This window comes from Providencia sp. PROV061 (assembly GCF_011045655.1).
Classification (GTDB): Bacteria; Pseudomonadota; Gammaproteobacteria; order Enterobacterales; family Enterobacteriaceae; genus Providencia; species Providencia hangzhouensis.
In genome coordinates this window covers 4,448,972-4,467,100 of sequence record NZ_CP042861.1, presented here as the reverse complement: position 1 = coordinate 4,467,100, position 18,129 = coordinate 4,448,972, and the positions used below count along the sequence as shown (strand labels likewise).

The 18,129-nt window shown below is 45.0% G+C and carries 18 protein-coding genes, 6 tRNA genes and 4 rRNA genes; 27 read left to right on the top strand and 1 reads right to left on the bottom strand.

All coding sequences use genetic code 11. The features are described 5' to 3' along the window. The first annotated feature begins 204 nt into the window (after nucleotides 1–204). From FVA72_RS20765 to birA, 8 genes are all read left to right on the top strand, one after another. Nucleotides 205–1,744, top strand: a 16S ribosomal RNA gene (locus FVA72_RS20765). A gap of 138 nt (nucleotides 1,745–1,882) precedes the next feature. Then, nucleotides 1,883–1,958 (top strand) — tRNA-Glu (locus FVA72_RS20760). Nucleotides 1,959–2,307: 349 nt separating this feature from the next. Beyond that, nucleotides 2,308–5,392: ribosomal RNA gene (locus FVA72_RS20755) — 23S ribosomal RNA — on the top strand. A 142-nt stretch (nucleotides 5,393–5,534) separates the two neighbouring features. Beyond that, a 5S ribosomal RNA gene (gene rrf / locus FVA72_RS20750) occupies nucleotides 5,535–5,650 on the top strand. A 45-nt stretch (nucleotides 5,651–5,695) separates the two neighbouring features. Further along, nucleotides 5,696–5,771 (top strand) — tRNA-Thr (locus FVA72_RS20745). A 26-nt stretch (nucleotides 5,772–5,797) separates the two neighbouring features. Then, nucleotides 5,798–5,913 (top strand): 5S ribosomal RNA (gene rrf / locus FVA72_RS20740). Together the 16S, 23S and 5S rRNA genes with 2 tRNA genes alongside form the textbook arrangement of a ribosomal RNA operon. A 155-nt stretch (nucleotides 5,914–6,068) precedes the next feature. Further along, nucleotides 6,069–7,103, top strand: a complete 1,035-nt coding sequence (gene murB / locus FVA72_RS20735; protein WP_110591020.1) for a UDP-N-acetylmuramate dehydrogenase — start codon at nucleotides 6,069–6,071, stop codon at nucleotides 7,101–7,103. Continuing rightward, nucleotides 7,100–8,074 (top strand): bifunctional biotin--[acetyl-CoA-carboxylase] ligase/biotin operon repressor BirA, encoded by a 975-nt coding sequence (birA, locus tag FVA72_RS20730; RefSeq protein WP_110591021.1) that lies wholly within the window; start codon nucleotides 7,100–7,102, stop codon nucleotides 8,072–8,074. Before murB ends, birA begins: the two co-directional genes overlap by 4 nt. 39 nt (nucleotides 8,075–8,113) lie before the next feature. Here the strand turns inward: birA and coaA are convergent, their stop codons facing one another. Beyond that, nucleotides 8,114–9,064 carry a type I pantothenate kinase gene (coaA, locus tag FVA72_RS20725; RefSeq protein ID WP_004264367.1) on the bottom strand — a complete coding sequence of 317 codons (951 nt, stop codon included), beginning with the start codon at nucleotides 9,062–9,064 and terminating at the stop codon, nucleotides 8,114–8,116. Nucleotides 9,065–9,490: 426 nt separating this feature from the next. Between coaA and FVA72_RS20720 the strand changes: the two genes are divergently transcribed. The 19 genes from FVA72_RS20720 (at nucleotide 9,491) to rplN (ending at nucleotide 18,128) form a co-directional block, all read left to right on the top strand. Then, a tRNA-Thr gene (locus FVA72_RS20720) sits at nucleotides 9,491–9,566 on the top strand. Between the two features lie 15 nt (nucleotides 9,567–9,581). Continuing rightward, a tRNA-Tyr gene (locus FVA72_RS20715) sits at nucleotides 9,582–9,666 on the top strand. A gap of 75 nt (nucleotides 9,667–9,741) precedes the next feature. Next, nucleotides 9,742–9,816, top strand: a tRNA-Gly gene (locus FVA72_RS20710). 6 nt (nucleotides 9,817–9,822) lie between these two features. Next, nucleotides 9,823–9,898: transfer RNA gene (locus FVA72_RS20705), tRNA-Thr, on the top strand. 117 nt (nucleotides 9,899–10,015) lie between these two features. Continuing rightward, on the top strand, nucleotides 10,016–11,200 hold the full coding sequence (gene tuf / locus FVA72_RS20700) for an elongation factor Tu (protein ID WP_004264373.1): 1,185 nt from the start codon (nucleotides 10,016–10,018) through the stop codon (nucleotides 11,198–11,200). 273 nt (nucleotides 11,201–11,473) lie between these two features. Next, on the top strand, nucleotides 11,474–11,674 hold the full coding sequence (gene bfd, locus FVA72_RS20695; RefSeq protein WP_004265412.1) for a bacterioferritin-associated ferredoxin: 201 nt from the start codon (nucleotides 11,474–11,476) through the stop codon (nucleotides 11,672–11,674). Between the two features lie 126 nt (nucleotides 11,675–11,800). After that, nucleotides 11,801–12,274, top strand: coding sequence for a bacterioferritin (gene bfr, locus FVA72_RS20690; RefSeq protein ID WP_094963184.1), 474 nt, complete (start codon nucleotides 11,801–11,803; stop codon nucleotides 12,272–12,274). 340 nt (nucleotides 12,275–12,614) lie between these two features. Next, a complete protein-coding gene (rpsJ, locus tag FVA72_RS20685; RefSeq protein ID WP_001181005.1) occupies nucleotides 12,615–12,926 on the top strand; it encodes a 30S ribosomal protein S10 in 312 nt (103 codons plus the stop codon). A 32-nt stretch (nucleotides 12,927–12,958) separates the two neighbouring features. Further along, nucleotides 12,959–13,588 carry a 50S ribosomal protein L3 gene (rplC, locus tag FVA72_RS20680; protein WP_004265414.1) on the top strand — a complete coding sequence of 210 codons (630 nt, stop codon included), beginning with the start codon at nucleotides 12,959–12,961 and terminating at the stop codon, nucleotides 13,586–13,588. A 16-nt stretch (nucleotides 13,589–13,604) separates the two neighbouring features. Continuing rightward, nucleotides 13,605–14,210 (top strand): 50S ribosomal protein L4, encoded by a 606-nt coding sequence (gene rplD / locus FVA72_RS20675; RefSeq protein ID WP_004265418.1) that lies wholly within the window; start codon nucleotides 13,605–13,607, stop codon nucleotides 14,208–14,210. After that, entirely contained in the window at nucleotides 14,207–14,509 is a 303-nt protein-coding gene (gene rplW, locus FVA72_RS20670; RefSeq protein ID WP_004265420.1) for a 50S ribosomal protein L23, read from the top strand. The genes rplD and rplW overlap by 4 nt, the downstream gene beginning before the upstream one ends. A gap of 19 nt (nucleotides 14,510–14,528) precedes the next feature. Further along, the gene (gene rplB, locus FVA72_RS20665; RefSeq protein WP_004265422.1) at nucleotides 14,529–15,353 is read left to right on the top strand and encodes a 50S ribosomal protein L2; all 825 of its coding nucleotides are present in this window, start codon (nucleotides 14,529–14,531) and stop codon (nucleotides 15,351–15,353) included. Nucleotides 15,354–15,367: 14 nt separating this feature from the next. Beyond that, nucleotides 15,368–15,646 carry a 30S ribosomal protein S19 gene (gene rpsS / locus FVA72_RS20660; RefSeq protein ID WP_004265426.1) on the top strand — a complete coding sequence of 93 codons (279 nt, stop codon included), beginning with the start codon at nucleotides 15,368–15,370 and terminating at the stop codon, nucleotides 15,644–15,646. Between the two features lie 15 nt (nucleotides 15,647–15,661). Beyond that, on the top strand, nucleotides 15,662–15,994 hold the full coding sequence (rplV, locus tag FVA72_RS20655) for a 50S ribosomal protein L22 (protein ID WP_004265430.1): 333 nt from the start codon (nucleotides 15,662–15,664) through the stop codon (nucleotides 15,992–15,994). A 17-nt stretch (nucleotides 15,995–16,011) separates the two neighbouring features. Beyond that, on the top strand, nucleotides 16,012–16,713 hold the full coding sequence (gene rpsC, locus FVA72_RS20650; protein ID WP_004265433.1) for a 30S ribosomal protein S3: 702 nt from the start codon (nucleotides 16,012–16,014) through the stop codon (nucleotides 16,711–16,713). A 12-nt stretch (nucleotides 16,714–16,725) separates the two neighbouring features. Then, nucleotides 16,726–17,136, top strand: a complete 411-nt coding sequence (rplP, locus tag FVA72_RS20645; RefSeq protein WP_004265436.1) for a 50S ribosomal protein L16 — start codon at nucleotides 16,726–16,728, stop codon at nucleotides 17,134–17,136. Further along, complete coding sequence (gene rpmC / locus FVA72_RS20640; RefSeq protein WP_004265442.1) at nucleotides 17,136–17,327, top strand: 50S ribosomal protein L29; 192 nt, start codon at nucleotides 17,136–17,138, stop codon at nucleotides 17,325–17,327. Before rplP ends, rpmC begins: the two co-directional genes overlap by 1 nt. After that, entirely contained in the window at nucleotides 17,327–17,581 is a 255-nt protein-coding gene (gene rpsQ / locus FVA72_RS20635; RefSeq protein WP_004265446.1) for a 30S ribosomal protein S17, read from the top strand. The genes rpmC and rpsQ overlap by 1 nt, the downstream gene beginning before the upstream one ends. Nucleotides 17,582–17,756: 175 nt before the next feature. Further along, complete coding sequence (rplN, locus tag FVA72_RS20630) at nucleotides 17,757–18,128, top strand: 50S ribosomal protein L14 (RefSeq protein WP_004265449.1); 372 nt, start codon at nucleotides 17,757–17,759, stop codon at nucleotides 18,126–18,128. Nucleotide 18,129 lies beyond the last annotated feature (1 nt).

The window sequence follows — 18,129 nt, the reverse complement described above, 5'->3', positions numbered from 1 at the left end:
GTCTTGAAGAGTGACTAACACGTTAATTCATATATATGAAATAAGGTAGTAACGCTTATTTTGAAAGGATAACGCGAAGGCAAGCAGAGATAACCCGAGACAGTACTTAGGTACGGCGAGGGGAAGCGATGCGAAGCCGACAAAGTTAGCCGAACAAAAGAACGTTACGGTCAGTAAGACATTCTTTGAGCATCAAGCTACTTTTAATTGAAGAGTTTGATCATGGCTCAGATTGAACGCTGGCGGCAGGCCTAACACATGCAAGTCGAGCGGTAACAGGGGAAGCTTGCTTCCCGCTGACGAGCGGCGGACGGGTGAGTAATGTATGGGGATCTGCCCGATAGAGGGGGATAACTACTGGAAACGGTAGCTAATACCGCATAATCTCTCAGGAGCAAAGCAGGGGAACTTCGGTCCTTGCGCTATCGGATGAACCCATATGGGATTAGCTAGTAGGTGAGGTAATGGCTCACCTAGGCGACGATCCCTAGCTGGTCTGAGAGGATGATCAGCCACACTGGGACTGAGACACGGCCCAGACTCCTACGGGAGGCAGCAGTGGGGAATATTGCACAATGGGCGCAAGCCTGATGCAGCCATGCCGCGTGTATGAAGAAGGCCCTAGGGTTGTAAAGTACTTTCAGTCGGGAGGAAGGCGTTGATGCTAATATCATCAACGATTGACGTTACCGACAGAAGAAGCACCGGCTAACTCCGTGCCAGCAGCCGCGGTAATACGGAGGGTGCAAGCGTTAATCAGAATTACTGGGCGTAAAGCGCACGCAGGCGGTTGATTAAGTTAGATGTGAAATCCCCGGGCTTAACCTGGGAATGGCATCTAAGACTGGTCAGCTAGAGTCTTGTAGAGGGGGGTAGAATTCCATGTGTAGCGGTGAAATGCGTAGAGATGTGGAGGAATACCGGTGGCGAAGGCGGCCCCCTGGACAAAGACTGACGCTCAGGTGCGAAAGCGTGGGGAGCAAACAGGATTAGATACCCTGGTAGTCCACGCTGTAAACGATGTCGATTTGAAGGTTGTTCCCTAGAGGAGTGGCTTTCGGAGCTAACGCGTTAAATCGACCGCCTGGGGAGTACGGCCGCAAGGTTAAAACTCAAATGAATTGACGGGGGCCCGCACAAGCGGTGGAGCATGTGGTTTAATTCGATGCAACGCGAAGAACCTTACCTACTCTTGACATCCAGAGAATTTAGCAGAGATGCTTTAGTGCCTTCGGGAACTCTGAGACAGGTGCTGCATGGCTGTCGTCAGCTCGTGTTGTGAAATGTTGGGTTAAGTCCCGCAACGAGCGCAACCCTTATCCTTTGTTGCCAGCGATTCGGTCGGGAACTCAAAGGAGACTGCCGGTGATAAACCGGAGGAAGGTGGGGATGACGTCAAGTCATCATGGCCCTTACGAGTAGGGCTACACACGTGCTACAATGGCGTATACAAAGAGAAGCGACCTCGCGAGAGCAAGCGGAACTCATAAAGTACGTCGTAGTCCGGATTGGAGTCTGCAACTCGACTCCATGAAGTCGGAATCGCTAGTAATCGTAGATCAGAATGCTACGGTGAATACGTTCCCGGGCCTTGTACACACCGCCCGTCACACCATGGGAGTGGGTTGCAAAAGAAGTAGGTAGCTTAACCTTCGGGAGGGCGCTTACCACTTTGTGATTCATGACTGGGGTGAAGTCGTAACAAGGTAACCGTAGGGGAACCTGCGGTTGGATCACCTCCTTACCATTGAAGTGTTTTTGTGAAGTGCTCACACAGATTGTCTGATAGAAAGTAGAGCAATGGCTTTACGTGGGAGACTTATTCGAGAGGATAAGACTTACACGAAAATAGCAAAACGGTGTTTTGCAATTGAATTTTCGTGTCCCCTTCGTCTAGAGGCCTAGGACACCGCCCTTTCACGGCGGTAACAGGGGTTCGAATCCCCTAGGGGACGCCAATTGCGCCGATATCGAGTGAAAGACGATGTCCCCAATAATGATTAAGCCAATTACGTTGTAGTTGGTTTAACAATTATGCTCTTTAACAATCTGGAACAAGCTGAAAATTGAAAACAACGCACATTGTTTATCGCTTAAACAATGTGAGAGTCTCTCAAAATTTCAGACCTGAAATTTTCGGTCACAAACTCGAGCGGCATGCGCGAGCAGTGTGAAATTCAAGGCGGACAGCGCGCAGCAAGCGCAGCGTACTTAGGTACGTGAGCATTGCGAGCACTGCCCAACGAAGAAGTTCACCACGCACAGCCATGACAGTAAGGTGAACGTTGAAACAATTTCGGGTTGTGAGGTTAAGCGACTAAGCGTACACGGTGGATGCCTAGGCAATCAGAGGCGATGAAGGACGTGCTAATCTGCGATAAGCGTCGGTAAGGTGATATGAACCGTTACAACCGACGATTTCCGAATGGGGAAACCCAGTGCAATCCGTTGCACTATCGTTTGATGAATACATAGTCAAACGAAGCGAACCGGGGGAACTGAAACATCTCAGTACCCCGAGGAAAAGAAATCAACCGAGATTCCCCTAGTAGCGGCGAGCGAACGGGGAGCAGCCCAGAGTCTTAATCAGCATTAGCATCAGGAGAACGGTCTGGAAAGTCCGGCAGTAAAGGGTGATAGCCCCGTATCCGAAGGTGTTAGTGTTGTGAACTCGACGAGTAGGGCGGGACACGTGTTATCCTGTCTGAATATGGGGGGACCATCCTCCAAGGCTAAATACTCCTGATTGACCGATAGTGAACCAGTACCGTGAGGGAAAGGCGAAAAGAACCCCGGCGAGGGGAGTGAAATAGAACCTGAAACCGTGTACGTACAAGCAGTGGGAGCCCCATCACTCAAGTGCCTCGGCAATTGAGTGATGGCTTAACAACCACCACAAGAGCAGCGCAGAATTTGCTAACAAGATTGGTCGATTTTTTCAAGCCGTCGCGCAGTGTACATAGAAGTACACGAGCAACGGAAGTTAAAAAATCGGGCAAGATTGGCCGCAAAGACAAGCGGGACATTTGAGGATGGGGTGACTGCGTACCTTTTGTATAATGGGTCAGCGACTTATATTCTGTAGCAAGGTTAACCGTATAGGGGAGCCGTAGGGAAACCGAGTCTTAACTGGGCGAATAAGTTGCAGGGTATAGACCCGAAACCCGGTGATCTAGCCATGGGCAGGTTGAAGGTTGGGTAACACTAACTGGAGGACCGAACCGACTAATGTTGAAAAATTAGCGGATGACTTGTGGCTGGGGGTGAAAGGCCAATCAAACCGGGAGATAGCTGGTTCTCCCCGAAAGCTATTTAGGTAGCGCCTCGTGAACTCATCTTCGGGGGTAGAGCACTGTTTCGACTAGGGGGTCATCCCGACTTACCAACTCGATGCAAACTACGAATACCGAAGAATGTTATCACGGGAGACACACGGCGGGTGCTAACGTTCGTCGTGAAGAGGGAAACAACCCAGACCGCCAGCTAAGGTCCCAAAGTCATAGTTAAGTGGGAAACGAAGTGGGAAGGCTCAGACAGCCAGGATGTTGGCTTAGAAGCAGCCATCATTTAAAGAAAGCGTAATAGCTCACTGGTCGAGTCGGCCTGCGCGGAAGATGTAACGGGGCTAAACTATGCACCGAAGCTGCGGCAGCGATATGTAAATATTGTTGGGTAGGGGAGCGTTCTGTAAGCCTGTGAAGGTGTGCTGTGAGGCATGCTGGAGGTATCAGAAGTGCGAATGCTGACATAAGTAACGATAATGCGGGTGAAAAACCCGCACGCCGGAAGACCAAGGGTTCCTGTCCAACGTTAATCGGGGCAGGGTGAGTCGACCCCTAAGGCGAGGCAGAAATGCGTAGTCGATGGGAAACGGGTTAATATTCCCGTACTGGTGATAATTGCGATGGGGGGACGGAGAAGGCTAGGCTATCCGGGCGACGGTTGTCCCGGTTTAAGGATGTAGGCAGGTGAATTAGGCAAATCCGGTTCACTACATGCTGAGGTCCGATGACGAGTCACTACGGTGATGAAGTAGCTCATGCCCCGCTTCCAGGAAAAGCCTCTAAGCTCTAGATTATCATTAATCGTACCCCAAACCGACACAGGTGGTCAGGTAGAGAATACTCAGGCGCTTGAGAGAACTCGGGTGAAGGAACTAGGCAAAATGGTGCCGTAACTTCGGGAGAAGGCACGCTGGCATTAGGTGAAGTGATTTACTCATGGAGCTGAAGCCAGTCGCAGATACCAGCTGGCTGCAACTGTTTATTAAAAACACAGCACTGTGCAAACACGAAAGTGGACGTATACGGTGTGACGCCTGCCCGGTGCTGGAAGGTTAATTGATGGGGTTATCCGTAAGGAGAAGCTCTTGATCGAAGCCCCAGTAAACGGCGGCCGTAACTATAACGGTCCTAAGGTAGCGAAATTCCTTGTCGGGTAAGTTCCGACCTGCACGAATGGCGTAATGATGGCCAGGCTGTCTCCACCCGAGACTCAGTGAAATTGAACTCGCTGTGAAGATGCAGTGTACCCGCGGCAAGACGGAAAGACCCCGTGAACCTTTACTATAGCTTGACACTGAACATTGAGCCTTGATGTGTAGGATAGGTGGGAGGCTTTGAAGCGTGGACGCCAGTCTGCGTGGAGCCAACCTTGAAATACCACCCTTTAATGTTTGATGTTCTAACGTTGCCCCATTATCTGGGGTGCGGACAGTGTCTGGTGGGTAGTTTGACTGGGGCGGTCTCCTCCCAAAGAGTAACGGAGGAGCACGAAGGTTGGCTAAGCATGGTCGGACATCATGCGGTTAGTGCAAAGGCATAAGCCAGCTTGACTGCGAGAGTGACGGCTCGAGCAGGTACGAAAGTAGGTCTTAGTGATCCGGTGGTTCTGAATGGAAGGGCCATCGCTCAACGGATAAAAGGTACTCCGGGGATAACAGGCTGATACCGCCCAAGAGTTCATATCGACGGCGGTGTTTGGCACCTCGATGTCGGCTCATCACATCCTGGGGCTGAAGTAGGTCCCAAGGGTACGGCTGTTCGCCGTTTAAAGTGGTACGCGAGCTGGGTTTAGAACGTCGTGAGACAGTTCGGTCCCTATCTGCCGTGGGCGTTGGAAGATTGAAAGGGGCTGCTCCTAGTACGAGAGGACCGGAGTGGACGCACCACTGGTGTTCGGGTTGTCATGCCAATGGCATTGCCCGGTAGCTAAGTGCGGAAGAGATAACCGCTGAAAGCATCTAAGCGGGAAACTTGCCTTGAGATGAGTCTTCCCTGACCCTTTAAGGGTCCTAAAGGAACGTTTAAGACTAAGACGTTGATAGGTTGGGTGTGTAAGCGTAGCGATACGTTGAGCTAACCAATACTAATGAACCGTGAGGCTTAACCTGACAACACCGAAGGTGTTTTAGAGAGATTGGGTTGTTTTTCAAGAAAGAGTGAGAAGCCGCAAGGTGAAGGACACGCAGCTTGTTTGAGATTGAAGTTCTGGTTTAGTGAAGAAAAAACTAAACGGGAACAAAACAGAATTTGTCTGGCGGCAATAGCGCGGTGGTCCCACCTGACCCCATGCCGAACTCAGCAGTGAAACGCCGTAGCGCCGATGGTAGTGTGGGGTCTCCCCATGTGAGAGTAGGGAACTGCCAGACATTAAATTTTAAGGTTGTGTCAGTACTGACTGACCGCACCATATTGCTGATATGGCTCAGTTGGTAGAGCACACCCTTGGTAAGGGTGAGGTCCCCAGTTCGAATCTGGGTATCAGCACCATATAATCGGCATTTAAAAAGAATTTACCTAGCGGCAATAGCGCGGTGGTCCCACCTGACCCCATGCCGAACTCAGTAGTGAAACGCCGTAGCGCCGATGGTAGTGTGGGGTCTCCCCATGTGAGAGTAGGGAACTGCTAGGTTTTAAATATAAAGAAGCCACCCATTGGGTGGCTTTTTGCATTCTACTAATAGAATAATTTTCACTAATTATCTTATTTTCTTAATCCTGCTATTCACTCTTAATCCAGCCTGATAGACTTATCTTATCTTTGTTTTATTTGTACTGAAGGCTGTAATGAACCTAACGTCTGAACTTAAATCATTTAATAGCTTTGGCATTCAAGCAAAAGCACTATCAATTGTTTTTGTGGATAACCAAGAATCTCTACTCCAGCAATGGAGCGAGGCTAAAAATCAGCAACTCCCAGTATTATTATTAGGAGGGGGAAGCAATGTTCTATTTGTTGAAGACTTTGCAGGTGTAGTAATCATCAATCAGCTAAAGGGTGTACAAATAACAGAAGATATCAGCTATTGGTATGTTCATGCTCAAGCAGGTGAAAATTGGCATCAATTACTTGAAACGTTATTGAGTGAAGGTGTTTGTGGTGCGGAAAATTTAGCGTTGATCCCAGGTTGTGTAGGTTCTGCGCCCATTCAAAATATTGGTGCTTATGGTTTAGAGCTAAAAGATATATGTCAGTATGTTGATGTACTTTCTCTAGATACAGGTAAAGTAACACGGCTAACGGCTGCAGAGTGTCAGTTTGGCTACCGTGATAGCATTTTTAAGCATGAATATCAATATGGCTATGTCATTATCAGTGTTGGGTTAAAACTTGCTAAAGAATGGACGCCTAAGCTTATATATGGTGACCTTGCTCAGCTTGACCCCAATACAGTAACACCAGAACAAGTATTTAACTCTGTATGCCAAACGCGCAGAAGTAAATTACCTGATCCGGCAATAACAGGTAATGCAGGGAGTTTCTTTAAAAATCCTATTATTTCAGCAGAAAAAGCACAAGCCATAAAAATAGCTTATCCAAATTGTCCTCAATATAACCAAGAAGATGGAAGCGTAAAGCTAGCAGCAGGGTGGCTTATCGACCAATGTGGTCTGAAAGGTCATGAAATCGGTGGTGCTGCGGTACATAAACAGCAAGCATTGGTTTTAATTAATAAAAACCGAGCAACAGGGCAAGACATTGTCAATCTAGCAAAATATGTGAGCCAAAAGGTTTTAGAGCGTTTTGGTATACATTTAGAGCCAGAGGTCAGGTTTATTGGTAAAAATGGCGAAATCAACGCAATGGAATGTATTCAATGAAAGAAAGAAACACCCCACTAGATCTCATAAATATCTTGGCCGATGCACAAGTGCATTCAGGAGAACAGCTAGGAGATAAACTAGGGATGACCCGCGCAGCGATCAATAAGCATATAAAAACGCTACGTTCGTGGGGAGTAAATGTACAAACGGTAACCGGTAAAGGGTATAAGTTACCTTTCCCTATTAACCTACTTAACGAAGATACAATAAAACAGCGAGTTGATGACGTAAATATTATAGTTGAACCCGTTATTGATTCTACTAATCAGTACATGTTGGAGAGAATTACTGAATTACAGTCAGGGGATACGTGTCTTGCTGAGTATCAAAGTGCTGGGCGAGGCAGAAGAGGAAGGCAATGGATATCACCATTTGGATGTAACCTTTACTTATCCATGTACTGGAAATTAGACCAAGGTCCTGCGGCGGCAATAGGGTTAAGCTTAGTTGTTGGTATTGTTGTCGCTGAAACGTTAAATAAATTAATTGGTAATAAAGTCAAAGTCAAATGGCCTAATGACCTATATATGAATGATAAAAAGCTTGCAGGAATTTTGGTTGAATTAACGGGTAAAACAGGGGATGCAGCTCATATTATTATCGGTATTGGTATTAATATTGGCATGAATAAAGAAAATTCTGACAGTAGCGAAAACATAACTCAAGCCTGGTCCTCTCTATCTGACGAGTTTGAAAATATAGAGAGAAATGAATTATCAGCAAATATAATTCAAGCTTTGAGGAATTCATTGGTTTTATTTGAAAAAGAAGGGCTAAAATCATTTTTAGAAAGATGGGTTGAGTTAGATAATTTTTTAAATAGAAATGTTAAGCTATTGATTGGCAATGAAATAATAACGGGAATTGAGCGTGGGATTAATGAGCAAGGTGCATTATTGCTACAAAAGGATAATGGCGGAATAATTCCCTACATCGGTGGTGAAATATCCTTAAGACCAAATGAATAATATATTATTGGCCGGGGAGAAACCGGCCAATATAAATAATCACTTTCTTAATCTAACACTCTGAATAGAATGATTCTCACCTTTAGTCATAATTAAACTGGCTCTTTCCTTTGTTGGTAATATATTTTCTTCAAGGTTTAGTCCATTAATTTCATCCCAAATAGAGCTAGCAATATTAATTGCCTCTTCTTCCCTAAGTTTAGAATAACTATGGAAGTAAGAATCAGGATCTGAGAATGCACCTTGCCTAAATTTAAGGAACCGACCGATATACCATTGCTTTAATAATTCAGGTGCAGCATCAACATAAATGGAGAAATCAACAAAGTCAGATACAAATACATGATGGGGGTCTTGTGGATAATCCATATCACTTTGTAAGACATTCAGCCCTTCGAGTATTAAAATATCAGGTTGATCAATTACCTGTTCTTCATCAGGGACAATATCATACGTTAAATGCGAATAAACCGGAGCCTTAACATTACGTGCACCTGATTTTATTTGCGACACGAAGTTGACTAGTTTTCGCATATCATAAGATTGCGGAAAACCTTTTTTCTTCATGATATTCCTATCTTTTAATACTTGATTAGGATGTAAAAAACCATCAGTTGTGATCAAGTCGACTTTACGGTGTTCAGGCCAACGAGTGAGTAGCGCTTGCAGCAAACGTGCTGTTGTACTTTTACCAACGGCCACACTACCTGCTATACCAATAATATAAGGCACTTTTGCGCCATTAGTTCCAAGGAATTGCTCTAGAACAGCCTGACGACGTAAGTTTGAACTAATATAAAAATTCAGTAAACGCGATAAAGGTAGATAAATTTCTATAACATCTTCCATAGAGAGTTCTTCGTTAATCCCTTTTAACTCTAGAAGTTCACTCGATGTTAATGTAAGCGGTACTGAATCACGTAAAGTTGCCCAGTGTTCTCTATCAAACTCTAAGTATGGCGTAGTAATAAAATTTTCTTTCTTTTTCATAAACCAACATCTGCCTATTTTATGCAGGTTGGACAGGTTGCCTAAACACCCGTATCCATAAAATTTGCTAGCATCATAGCGAGGGAAAGTGGGGAGGCGTAGGTTTTTTTCTATTTTTTATCAGTTTTTTTTGATGCAGGCAGAAAAAATGATACTGAGTGATGAAAAAAACACCTAAGAATAAGAGGGTAAAACTGTGATATCGAATAAAAAATAATAATTTTAAAAATTTTAAGCCTTTTTCTCCCTTTACTGACCAAATGATAATGGACTATAGTTAACAGCTGTTGTTGATGTTTTAAGCTCAAAACAGTTAAAAAATCAACAAAAATGCGAAAAGCGAACAAAATGTGAGCGAACAAACAAAAAAGTTAATTTTTTTGTTGCAACCTGCGCCGACTCTACCTAGAATGCGCAGCACTTGATGCCGGCATAGCTCAGTTGGTAGAGCAACTGACTTGTAATCAGTAGGTCCCGAGTTCGACTCTTGGTGCCGGCACCATTAAAAATTTGGATAGGTGGGATACCCAAGCGGCCAAAGGGAGCAGACTGTAAATCTGCCGTCACAGACTTCGAAGGTTCGAATCCTTCTCCCACCACCATCTCCAAGAAATTTTCTTAAGAGAAAATTTTGAGGAACAGTTTAACAGCTGATAACTCAGGTAGCCGAGTTCATTGCGGGCATCGTATAATGGCTATTACCTCAGCCTTCCAAGCTGATGATGCGGGTTCGATTCCCGCTGCCCGCTCCAAGATGTGCTGATATGGCTCAGTTGGTAGAGCACACCCTTGGTAAGGGTGAGGTCGGCAGTTCGAATCTGCCTATCAGCACCACTTCCTTTATGTTCTCACTTATCTCCCTGATTTGTCTCCTGAAAAAAACAAGCGAAATAATTCTTGCTTGGTTGATGTGGTTTAACCACCGATTCCGTGTCTTAGAGGGACAATCTAATGTCTAAAGAAAAATTTGAACGTTCAAAACCGCACGTTAACGTTGGTACTATCGGCCACGTTGACCACGGTAAAACTACTCTGACAGCAGCTATCACTACTGTTCTGGCTAAAACTTACGGCGGTTCTGCTCGTGCATTCGACCAAATCGATAACGCACCAGAAGAAAAAGCGCGTGGTATCACCATCTCTACTTCACACGTAGAATACGATACTCCAACTCGCCACTACGCACACGTAGACTGCCCAGGACACGCCGACTATGTTAAAAACATGATCACTGGTGCTGCTCAGATGGACGGTGCAATTCTGGTTGTTGCTGCGACAGATGGCCCAATGCCACAAACTCGTGAGCACATCCTGTTAGGTCGTCAGGTTGGTGTTCCTTACATCATCGTTTTCCTGAACAAATGTGACATGGTAGACGACGAAGAGCTGTTAGAATTAGTCGAAATGGAAGTTCGTGAACTTCTGTCTCAATACGATTTCCCAGGCGACGACACTCCAGTTGTTCGTGGTTCAGCTCTGAAAGCGCTGGAAGGCAACCCAGAGTGGGAAGCGAAAATTGTTGAATTAGCAGGCCACCTGGATACTTACATTCCAGAACCAGAGCGTGCAATTGACAAGCCATTCCTACTGCCAATCGAAGACGTATTCTCAATCTCAGGTCGTGGTACAGTAGTAACAGGCCGTGTTGAGCGTGGTATCATCAAAGTTGGTGAAGAAGTTGAAATCGTTGGTATTCAAGACACGGTTAAAACAACTTGTACTGGCGTTGAAATGTTCCGTAAACTGTTAGACGAAGGTCGTGCAGGTGAGAACGTTGGTGTTCTGCTGCGTGGTACTAAGCGTGAAGAAATTCAACGTGGTCAAGTACTGGCGAAACCAGGTTCAATCAAGCCACACACTAAATTTGAATCAGAAGTTTATATTCTGAGCAAAGATGAAGGTGGTCGTCATACTCCATTCTTCAAAGGTTACCGTCCACAGTTCTACTTCCGTACAACTGACGTAACAGGTACTATCGAACTGCCAGAAGGCGTAGAGATGGTAATGCCAGGTGATAACATCAACATGATCGTTACCCTGATCCACCCAATCGCGATGGACGACGGTTTACGTTTCGCAATCCGTGAAGGTGGCCGTACTGTAGGTGCGGGTGTTGTTGCAAAAATTATTGCATAATACATAGCTTTATCTAGTTTTAAAAAAGGGCACCTTATTTAGGTGCCCTTTTGTTGTTATAAGCAAAATTTTGACTACATAAAATTACAGTATTACGTTGCTATATATTAGCCGAATTATTCATATTAAAAGTTATTTTTTCTTTTGATTTCATTTGCTTGTGTAATTAATCGCTCAGTGGTAAATGATCTTTGTAAATCATTAGTAATGATAATTGAAATGCAAATCATTTTTATTTAAACTATCTGTATGTGATTTATACAGGTAAGCATCATGTACATCTGCCTTTGTGAAGCCATTACTGATAAACAGATCAGAAATGCCGCAAGAAAGTATCAAGTGACCTCACTAAAGGGTCTACGACAAATTCTGCCTGTAGGCTTAGAATGTGGAAAATGTATTCGGCAGACGAAGGCAATTTTATATGAAGAGCAAATGATTTTTGAGGATGCGTGCGCAACTGAAGTCGCATAGTATTTAATACCAGTCAAATTATTCCCACCATATTTATCACCTTTTGTTTAAATACATTGTGTAAAAATCACACTAACATCAATTTCAGTACTACACTTAAAAGACTGGAAGCGATGGAGGGTAGAAATGAAAGGCGATAAAAAAATGATAGCCCACCTAAATAAACTACTGGGCAATGAGTTAGTTGCAATTAACCAATATTTTTTGCATGCACGCATGTTTAAAAATTGGGGGCTTACACGTCTCAATGAGATGGAATATCACGAATCAATTGATGAAATGAAGCACGCAGATAAATATATAGAGCGAATTCTTTTCCTCGAAGGTATTCCTAACTTACAAGATCTTGGCAAATTGAATATTGGTGAAGATGTTGAAGAAATGCTGAAGTCAGATTTACAGCTTGAAATCGATGGGGCAAAAAATCTAAAGGAAGCTATTAAGTATGCAGATTCGGTTCATGACTACGTAAGTCGAGACCTGATGATTGAAATTTTAGCTGATGAAGAAAATCATATTGATTGGATAGAAACTCAACTAGAGCTGATTAATCGTTTGGGAATTCAAAACTATCTTCAAGCACAAGTTAAAGAAGAATAAAGTCTTATTCCGTACTGTTGTTTTATTAAGTTAATAACTAACCTCAACCACTGTGTATTCCATGGTTGAGGTTTTTTCCATTACTCCCCTAGAAAATTCGCACATATTTTCCTCGATTGCTTGCGTTTCCCTATAATTTACGTATAATGCGCGGGCTTACTGATGAGTAAGCCCTATATTTTAGGACTGAAATATCAGTATTGAGTTAACAATTTGTTGCTCATTTAGACAATACTTCCGATTTGGAAGTTACATCAAGAACGATTACACTCTCCCATCAATCGAAATGGGTACGAGGAGTAATCATTTACGTTTATAAAATAGTTGGAGCTCTGGTCTCATGCAGAACCAAAGAATCCGTATCCGCCTGAAAGCTTTTGATCATCGTTTAATCGATCAATCAACTGCGGAAATCGTAGAGACTGCTAAGCGCACTGGTGCGCAAGTTCGTGGTCCTATCCCGCTGCCGACACGTAAAGAGCGTTTTACCGTTCTGATTTCTCCGCACGTTAACAAAGATGCGCGTGATCAGTACGAAATTCGCACTCACAAGCGTCTGGTTGACATCGTTGAGCCAACCGAAAAGACCGTTGATGCTCTGATGCGTCTGGACCTGGCTGCCGGCGTTGACGTGCAGATCAGCCTGGGTTAATCAGGTCGTCGAACGATTGAGAGGTTGAAACAATGAAAGGTTTAGTCGGTAAGAAAGTCGGTATGACTCGTATCTTCACTGAAGATGGCGTTTCTATACCTGTAACTGTTATCGAAATTGAAAATAACCGTGTTACTCAGGTTAAAACTGCAGAAACTGACGGTTATAATGCAATTCAGGTTACTACCGGTAGCAAAAAAGCTAATCGTGTAACTAAGCCTGAAGCAGGTCATTTCGCTAAAGCTGGCGTCGAAGCTGGCCGTATCCTGCGTGAATTCCGCATTGAAGACAGTGCAGAATACACAGTAGGTCAAAGCATTAGCGTTGAAATTTTCGCTGACGTTAAAAAAGTCGACGTTACTGGTACATCTAAAGGTAAAGGTTTTGCCGGCACAGTTAAGCGCTGGAATTTCCGTACTCAAGATGCTACTCACGGTAACTCCTTGTCTCACCGTGTTCCGGGTTCTATCGGTCAAAACCAGACTCCGGGCAAAGTGTTTAAAGGCAAGAAAATGGCAGGCCAACTGGGTAATGAGCGTGTAACTGTTCAAAGCCTAGATGTAGTACGTGTTGACGCTGAGCGCAACCTGCTGCTGGTCAAAGGTGCTGTTCCAGGAGCAACTGGTAGCAACCTGATCGTAAAACCGGCTGTCAAGGCTTAACGTCGAGGAGATAGGAATGGAATTGGTAATGAAAGACGCGCAAAGCGCGCTGACTGTTTCCGAAACTACCTTCGGGCGTGATTTCAATGAAGCGCTTGTTCACCAAGTAGTTGTTGCGTATGCAGCTGGTGCTCGTCAAGGTACTCGTGCTCAGAAAACTCGTGCTGAAGTTTCTGGTTCAGGTAAAAAACCATGGCGTCAAAAAGGTACTGGCCGTGCACGTTCTGGTTCAGTAAAGAGCCCAATTTGGCGCTCTGGTGGTGTTAGCTTCGCAGCTAAACCACAGGACCACAGTCAAAAAGTTAATAAGAAGATGTACCGTGGTGCTTTAAAAAGCATCCTCTCTGAGTTGGTACGTCAAGATCGTCTGATCGTTGTCGAGAAGTTCTCTGTTGAAGCACCTAAAACTAAGTTGCTGGCACAGAAACTGAAAGATATGGCTCTGGAAGATGTTCTGATCATCACTGCTGAATTAGATGAAAATCTGTTTTTAGCAGCGCGTAACCTGTATAAGGTTGACGTTCGTGATGCAGCAGGTATTGACCCGGTTAGCCTGATCGCCTTCGACAAAGTGGTTATGACTGCTGATGCTGTGAAGCAAGTTGAGGAGATGCTGGCATGATCCGTGAAGAACGTCTGCTAAAAGTACTGCGCGCGCCGCATGTATCTGAAAAAGCTTCTACAGCGATGGAAAAAAGCAATACCATCGTTCTCAAAGTTGCGAAAGACGCGACTAAAGCAGAAATCAAAGCTGCTGTACAGAAACTGTTTGAAGTTGAAGTTGAAGGTGTTAACACTTTGCTGGTTAAAGGCAAAACTAAACGCCACGGTCAGCGTTTCGGTCGTCGTAGCGACTGGAAAAAAGCTTACGTCACGCTGAAAGAAGGCCAAAATTTGGACTTCATTAGCGGTGCTGAGTAAGTCGGAGGAGTAAAGAACAATGGCAGTTGTTAAATGTAAACCTACGTCTCCGGGCCGTCGCCACGTAGTTAAAGTGGTTAACCCTGAGCTGCATAAGGGTAAACCTTATGCTCCGCTGTTAGAAAAAAACAGCAAATCCGGTGGTCGTAACAACAATGGCCGTATCACTACCCGTCATATCGGTGGTGGCCATAAGCAGCATTATCGTTTAGTTGACTTCAAACGCAACAAAGACGGTGTTCCTGCAGTTGTTGAGCGTTTGGAATATGATCCAAATCGTTCTGCGAACATTGCACTGGTTCTATATAAAGACGGTGAACGTCGTTATATTCTTGCACCAAAAGGCCTGAAAGCTGGCGACCAGATTCAATCTGGTGTTGATTCAGCAATCAAAGCTGGTAACGCACTGCCGATGCGCAACATCCCTGTTGGTTCTACAGTTCATAACATCGAACTGAAACCAGGTAAAGGTGGACAGTTAGCGCGTTCAGCAGGTACTTACGCTCAAATCGTTGCTCGTGATGGTGCTTATGTCACATTACGTCTGCGTTCTGGTGAAATGCGTAAAGTTTTAGCTGATTGCCGTGCAACTCTTGGTGAAGTTGGTAACGCTGAACATATGTTACGTGTTCTCGGTAAAGCTGGTGCTAGCCGCTGGCGTGGTGTTCGTCCTACCGTTCGCGGTACTGCGATGAACCCAGTAGACCATCCACATGGTGGTGGTGAAGGCCGTAACTTTGGTAAACACCCAGTAACACCATGGGGCGTTCAAACCAAAGGTAAGAAAACTCGTAGTAACAAGCGTACTGATCAATTCATCGTACGTCATCGTTCTAAAAAATAATTAGAGGATAAACCATGCCACGTTCTCTCAAGAAAGGTCCTTTTATTGACCTGCACTTGCTGAAGAAGGTAGAGAAAGCGGTGGAAAGCGGAGACAAGAAGCCTCTTAAGACTTGGTCCCGTCGTTCAACGATCTTTCCTAATATGATCGGATTGACCATCGCTGTCCATAATGGTCGTCAGCATGTTCCAGTTTTCGTAACCGACGAAATGGTTGGTCACAAACTGGGTGAATTCGCACCGACTCGCACTTATCGCGGCCACGCGGCAGATAAGAAAGCTAAGAAACGTTAAGGATAGGAGGAAGAGATGGAAACTTTAGCTATGCATCGCCACGCTCGTTCTTCTGCCCAGAAGGTTCGCTTAGTTGCCGACCTGATTCGCGGTAAGAAAGTGTCGCAAGCTCTGGAAATTCTGACCTACACCAACAAGAAAGCTGCTGGTTTAGTGAAGAAAGTACTTGAATCTGCAATTGCTAACGCAGAGCAAAACGATGGCGCTGACATTGATGACCTGAAAGTTGCGAAAATTTTCGTAGACGAAGGTCCAACCATGAAACGCATCATGCCGCGTGCGAAAGGCCGTGCAGATCGTATTCTTAAGCGCACCAGCCACATTACTGTGGTTGTGTCCGATCGCTGAGACTCTGGAGACTAGCAATGGGTCAGAAAGTACATCCTAATGGTATTCGCCTGGGTATTGTCAAACCTTGGAACTCTACCTGGTATGCGAACACCAATGAATTCGCTGACAACCTAGACAGCGATTACAAAGTACGCCAGTACTTGAATAAAGAATTGGCAAAAGCGTCAATCTCTCGCATCGTTATCGAACGTCCTGCGAAAAGCATCCGTGTGACTATTCACACTGCTCGCCCAGGTATCGTTATCGGTAAGAAAGGTGAAGACGTTGAAAAACTGCGTAAAACAGTAGCGGATATCGCTGGTGTTCCTGCGCAAATCAATATCGCCGAAGTTCGTAAACCAGAACTAGACGCTAAATTAGTTGCTGACAGCATTTCTTCACAGCTGGAACGTCGTGTTATGTTCCGTCGTGCTATGAAGCGTGCGGTACAGAACGCAATGCGTCTGGGCGCTAAAGGTATTAAAGTTGAAGTCAGTGGCCGTTTAGGCGGTGCTGAAATCGCTCGTACCGAGTGGTATCGTGAAGGCCGTGTGCCACTGCACACATTACGTGCTGATATCGATTACAACACTTCAGAAGCGCACACCACTTATGGTGTTCTCGGCGTTAAGGTATGGATCTTCAAAGGTGAGATTCTGGGTGGTATGGCTGCTGTTGAACAAGCTGAGAAACCAGCTGCTCAACCTAAAAAGCAGCAGCGTAAAGGCCGCAAGTAAGGAGAGTCGCTGATGTTACAACCAAAGCGTACAAAATTCCGTAAGGTGCACAAAGGCCGCAACCGTGGTCTAGCGCAAGGTACGGATGTTAGCTTCGGCACTTTCGGTCTTAAAGCTGTTGGCCGTGGTCGTCTGACTGCACGTCAGATCGAAGCGGCACGTCGTGCTATGACCCGTGCTATTAAGCGTCAAGGTAAAATCTGGATCCGTGTGTTCCCAGACAAACCAATCACTGAGAAACCACTCGAAGTTCGTATGGGTAAAGGTAAAGGTAACGTAGAATATTGGGTTGCCTTAATTCAGCCTGGTAAAGTACTGTACGAAATGGACGGTGTGCCTGAAGAGCTGGCTCGTGAGGCATTCTCTCTGGCAGCAGCGAAACTGCCTATCAAAACCACCTTTGTAACTAAGACGGTGATGTAATGAAAGCACAAGAGCTGCGCGAAAAAAGCGTTGAAGAGCTGAATGCTGAACTTTTGAACCTGTTACGTGAACAATTTAATTTACGTATGCAGGCTGCAAGCGGTCAGCTGCAACAGTCTCATCTGTTGAAACAAGTGCGTCGCGATATCGCACGTGTGAAGACTTTACTGACTGAGAAGGCAGGTGCGTAATGAGCGATAAAATCCGTACTCTGCAAGGTCGTGTAGTTAGCGATAAAATGGAGAAATCTATTGTTGTTGCTATCGAACGTATGGTGAAACACCCTCTGTATGGTAAATTCATCCGTCGTACGACTAAATTGCACGTACATGACGAGAACAATGAATGTGGAATCGGTGACGTGGTAGAAATCCGCCAAACTCGTCCACTGTCTAAGACTAAGTCTTGGGCCTTAGTTCGCGTTGTAGAAAAAGCTGTTCTGTAATAGAATAACTTTTCTTGATGAATAAACGGCTCTTTTTGATTGAGCCGTTTATTTTTTTCTGTCCAACACGATGATGTGGTGTTATAATGCCGCGCCCTCGTAGTATGGGTATATTTGAACGGCCTCTTCATAATGAGGTGGCTCAGTAGTAGTTGACATTTAGCGGAGCACTAAAATGATCCAAGAACAGACTATGCTGAACGTGGCCGACAACTCCGGTGCACGTCGCGTAATGTGTATCAAGGTTCTAGGTGGCTCGCACCGTCGCTATGCACATGTAGGCGACATCATTAAAATTACTGTTAAAGAAGCAATTCCACGCGGTAAAGTTAAAAAGGGTGATGTCCTGAAAGCGGTAGTGGTGCGCACCAAGAAGGGTGTACGTCGCCCTGACGGTTCTGTCATTCGCTTCGATGGTAATGCTTGTGTGTTATTAAATAATAACAGTGAGCAAGTAATCGGTACGCGTATTTTTGGGCCGGTAACTCGTGAACTTCGTAACGAGAAGTTTATGAAAATTATCTCTCTGGCACCTGAAGTACTCTAAG

Excerpts from the sequence above, each read along its gene's own strand:
- rplP (WP_004265436.1), top strand. The coding sequence starts at position 16,726 with ATGTTACAACCAAAGCGTACAAAATTCCGTAAGGTGCACAAAGGCCGC.
- rpsS (WP_004265426.1), top strand. The coding sequence starts at position 15,368 with ATGCCACGTTCTCTCAAGAAAGGTCCTTTTATTGACCTGCACTTGCTG.
- rplD (WP_004265418.1), top strand. The coding sequence starts at position 13,605 with ATGGAATTGGTAATGAAAGACGCGCAAAGCGCGCTGACTGTTTCCGAA.
- rplC (WP_004265414.1), top strand. The coding sequence starts at position 12,959 with ATGAAAGGTTTAGTCGGTAAGAAAGTCGGTATGACTCGTATCTTCACT.
- rplW (WP_004265420.1), top strand. The coding sequence starts at position 14,207 with ATGATCCGTGAAGAACGTCTGCTAAAAGTACTGCGCGCGCCGCATGTA.
- rpmC (WP_004265442.1), top strand. The coding sequence starts at position 17,136 with ATGAAAGCACAAGAGCTGCGCGAAAAAAGCGTTGAAGAGCTGAATGCT.
- murB (WP_110591020.1), top strand. The coding sequence starts at position 6,069 with ATGAACCTAACGTCTGAACTTAAATCATTTAATAGCTTTGGCATTCAA.
- rplV (WP_004265430.1), top strand. The coding sequence starts at position 15,662 with ATGGAAACTTTAGCTATGCATCGCCACGCTCGTTCTTCTGCCCAGAAG.
- rplB (WP_004265422.1), top strand. The coding sequence starts at position 14,529 with ATGGCAGTTGTTAAATGTAAACCTACGTCTCCGGGCCGTCGCCACGTA.
- tuf (WP_004264373.1), top strand. The coding sequence starts at position 10,016 with ATGTCTAAAGAAAAATTTGAACGTTCAAAACCGCACGTTAACGTTGGT.
- coaA (WP_004264367.1), bottom strand. The coding sequence starts at position 9,064 with ATGAAAAAGAAAGAAAATTTTATTACTACGCCATACTTAGAGTTTGAT.
- birA (WP_110591021.1), top strand. The coding sequence starts at position 7,100 with ATGAAAGAAAGAAACACCCCACTAGATCTCATAAATATCTTGGCCGAT.
- rpsQ (WP_004265446.1), top strand. The coding sequence starts at position 17,327 with ATGAGCGATAAAATCCGTACTCTGCAAGGTCGTGTAGTTAGCGATAAA.
- bfr (WP_094963184.1), top strand. The coding sequence starts at position 11,801 with ATGAAAGGCGATAAAAAAATGATAGCCCACCTAAATAAACTACTGGGC.
- rplN (WP_004265449.1), top strand. The coding sequence starts at position 17,757 with ATGATCCAAGAACAGACTATGCTGAACGTGGCCGACAACTCCGGTGCA.
- bfd (WP_004265412.1), top strand. The coding sequence starts at position 11,474 with ATGTACATCTGCCTTTGTGAAGCCATTACTGATAAACAGATCAGAAAT.
- rpsC (WP_004265433.1), top strand. The coding sequence starts at position 16,012 with ATGGGTCAGAAAGTACATCCTAATGGTATTCGCCTGGGTATTGTCAAA.
- rpsJ (WP_001181005.1), top strand. The coding sequence starts at position 12,615 with ATGCAGAACCAAAGAATCCGTATCCGCCTGAAAGCTTTTGATCATCGT.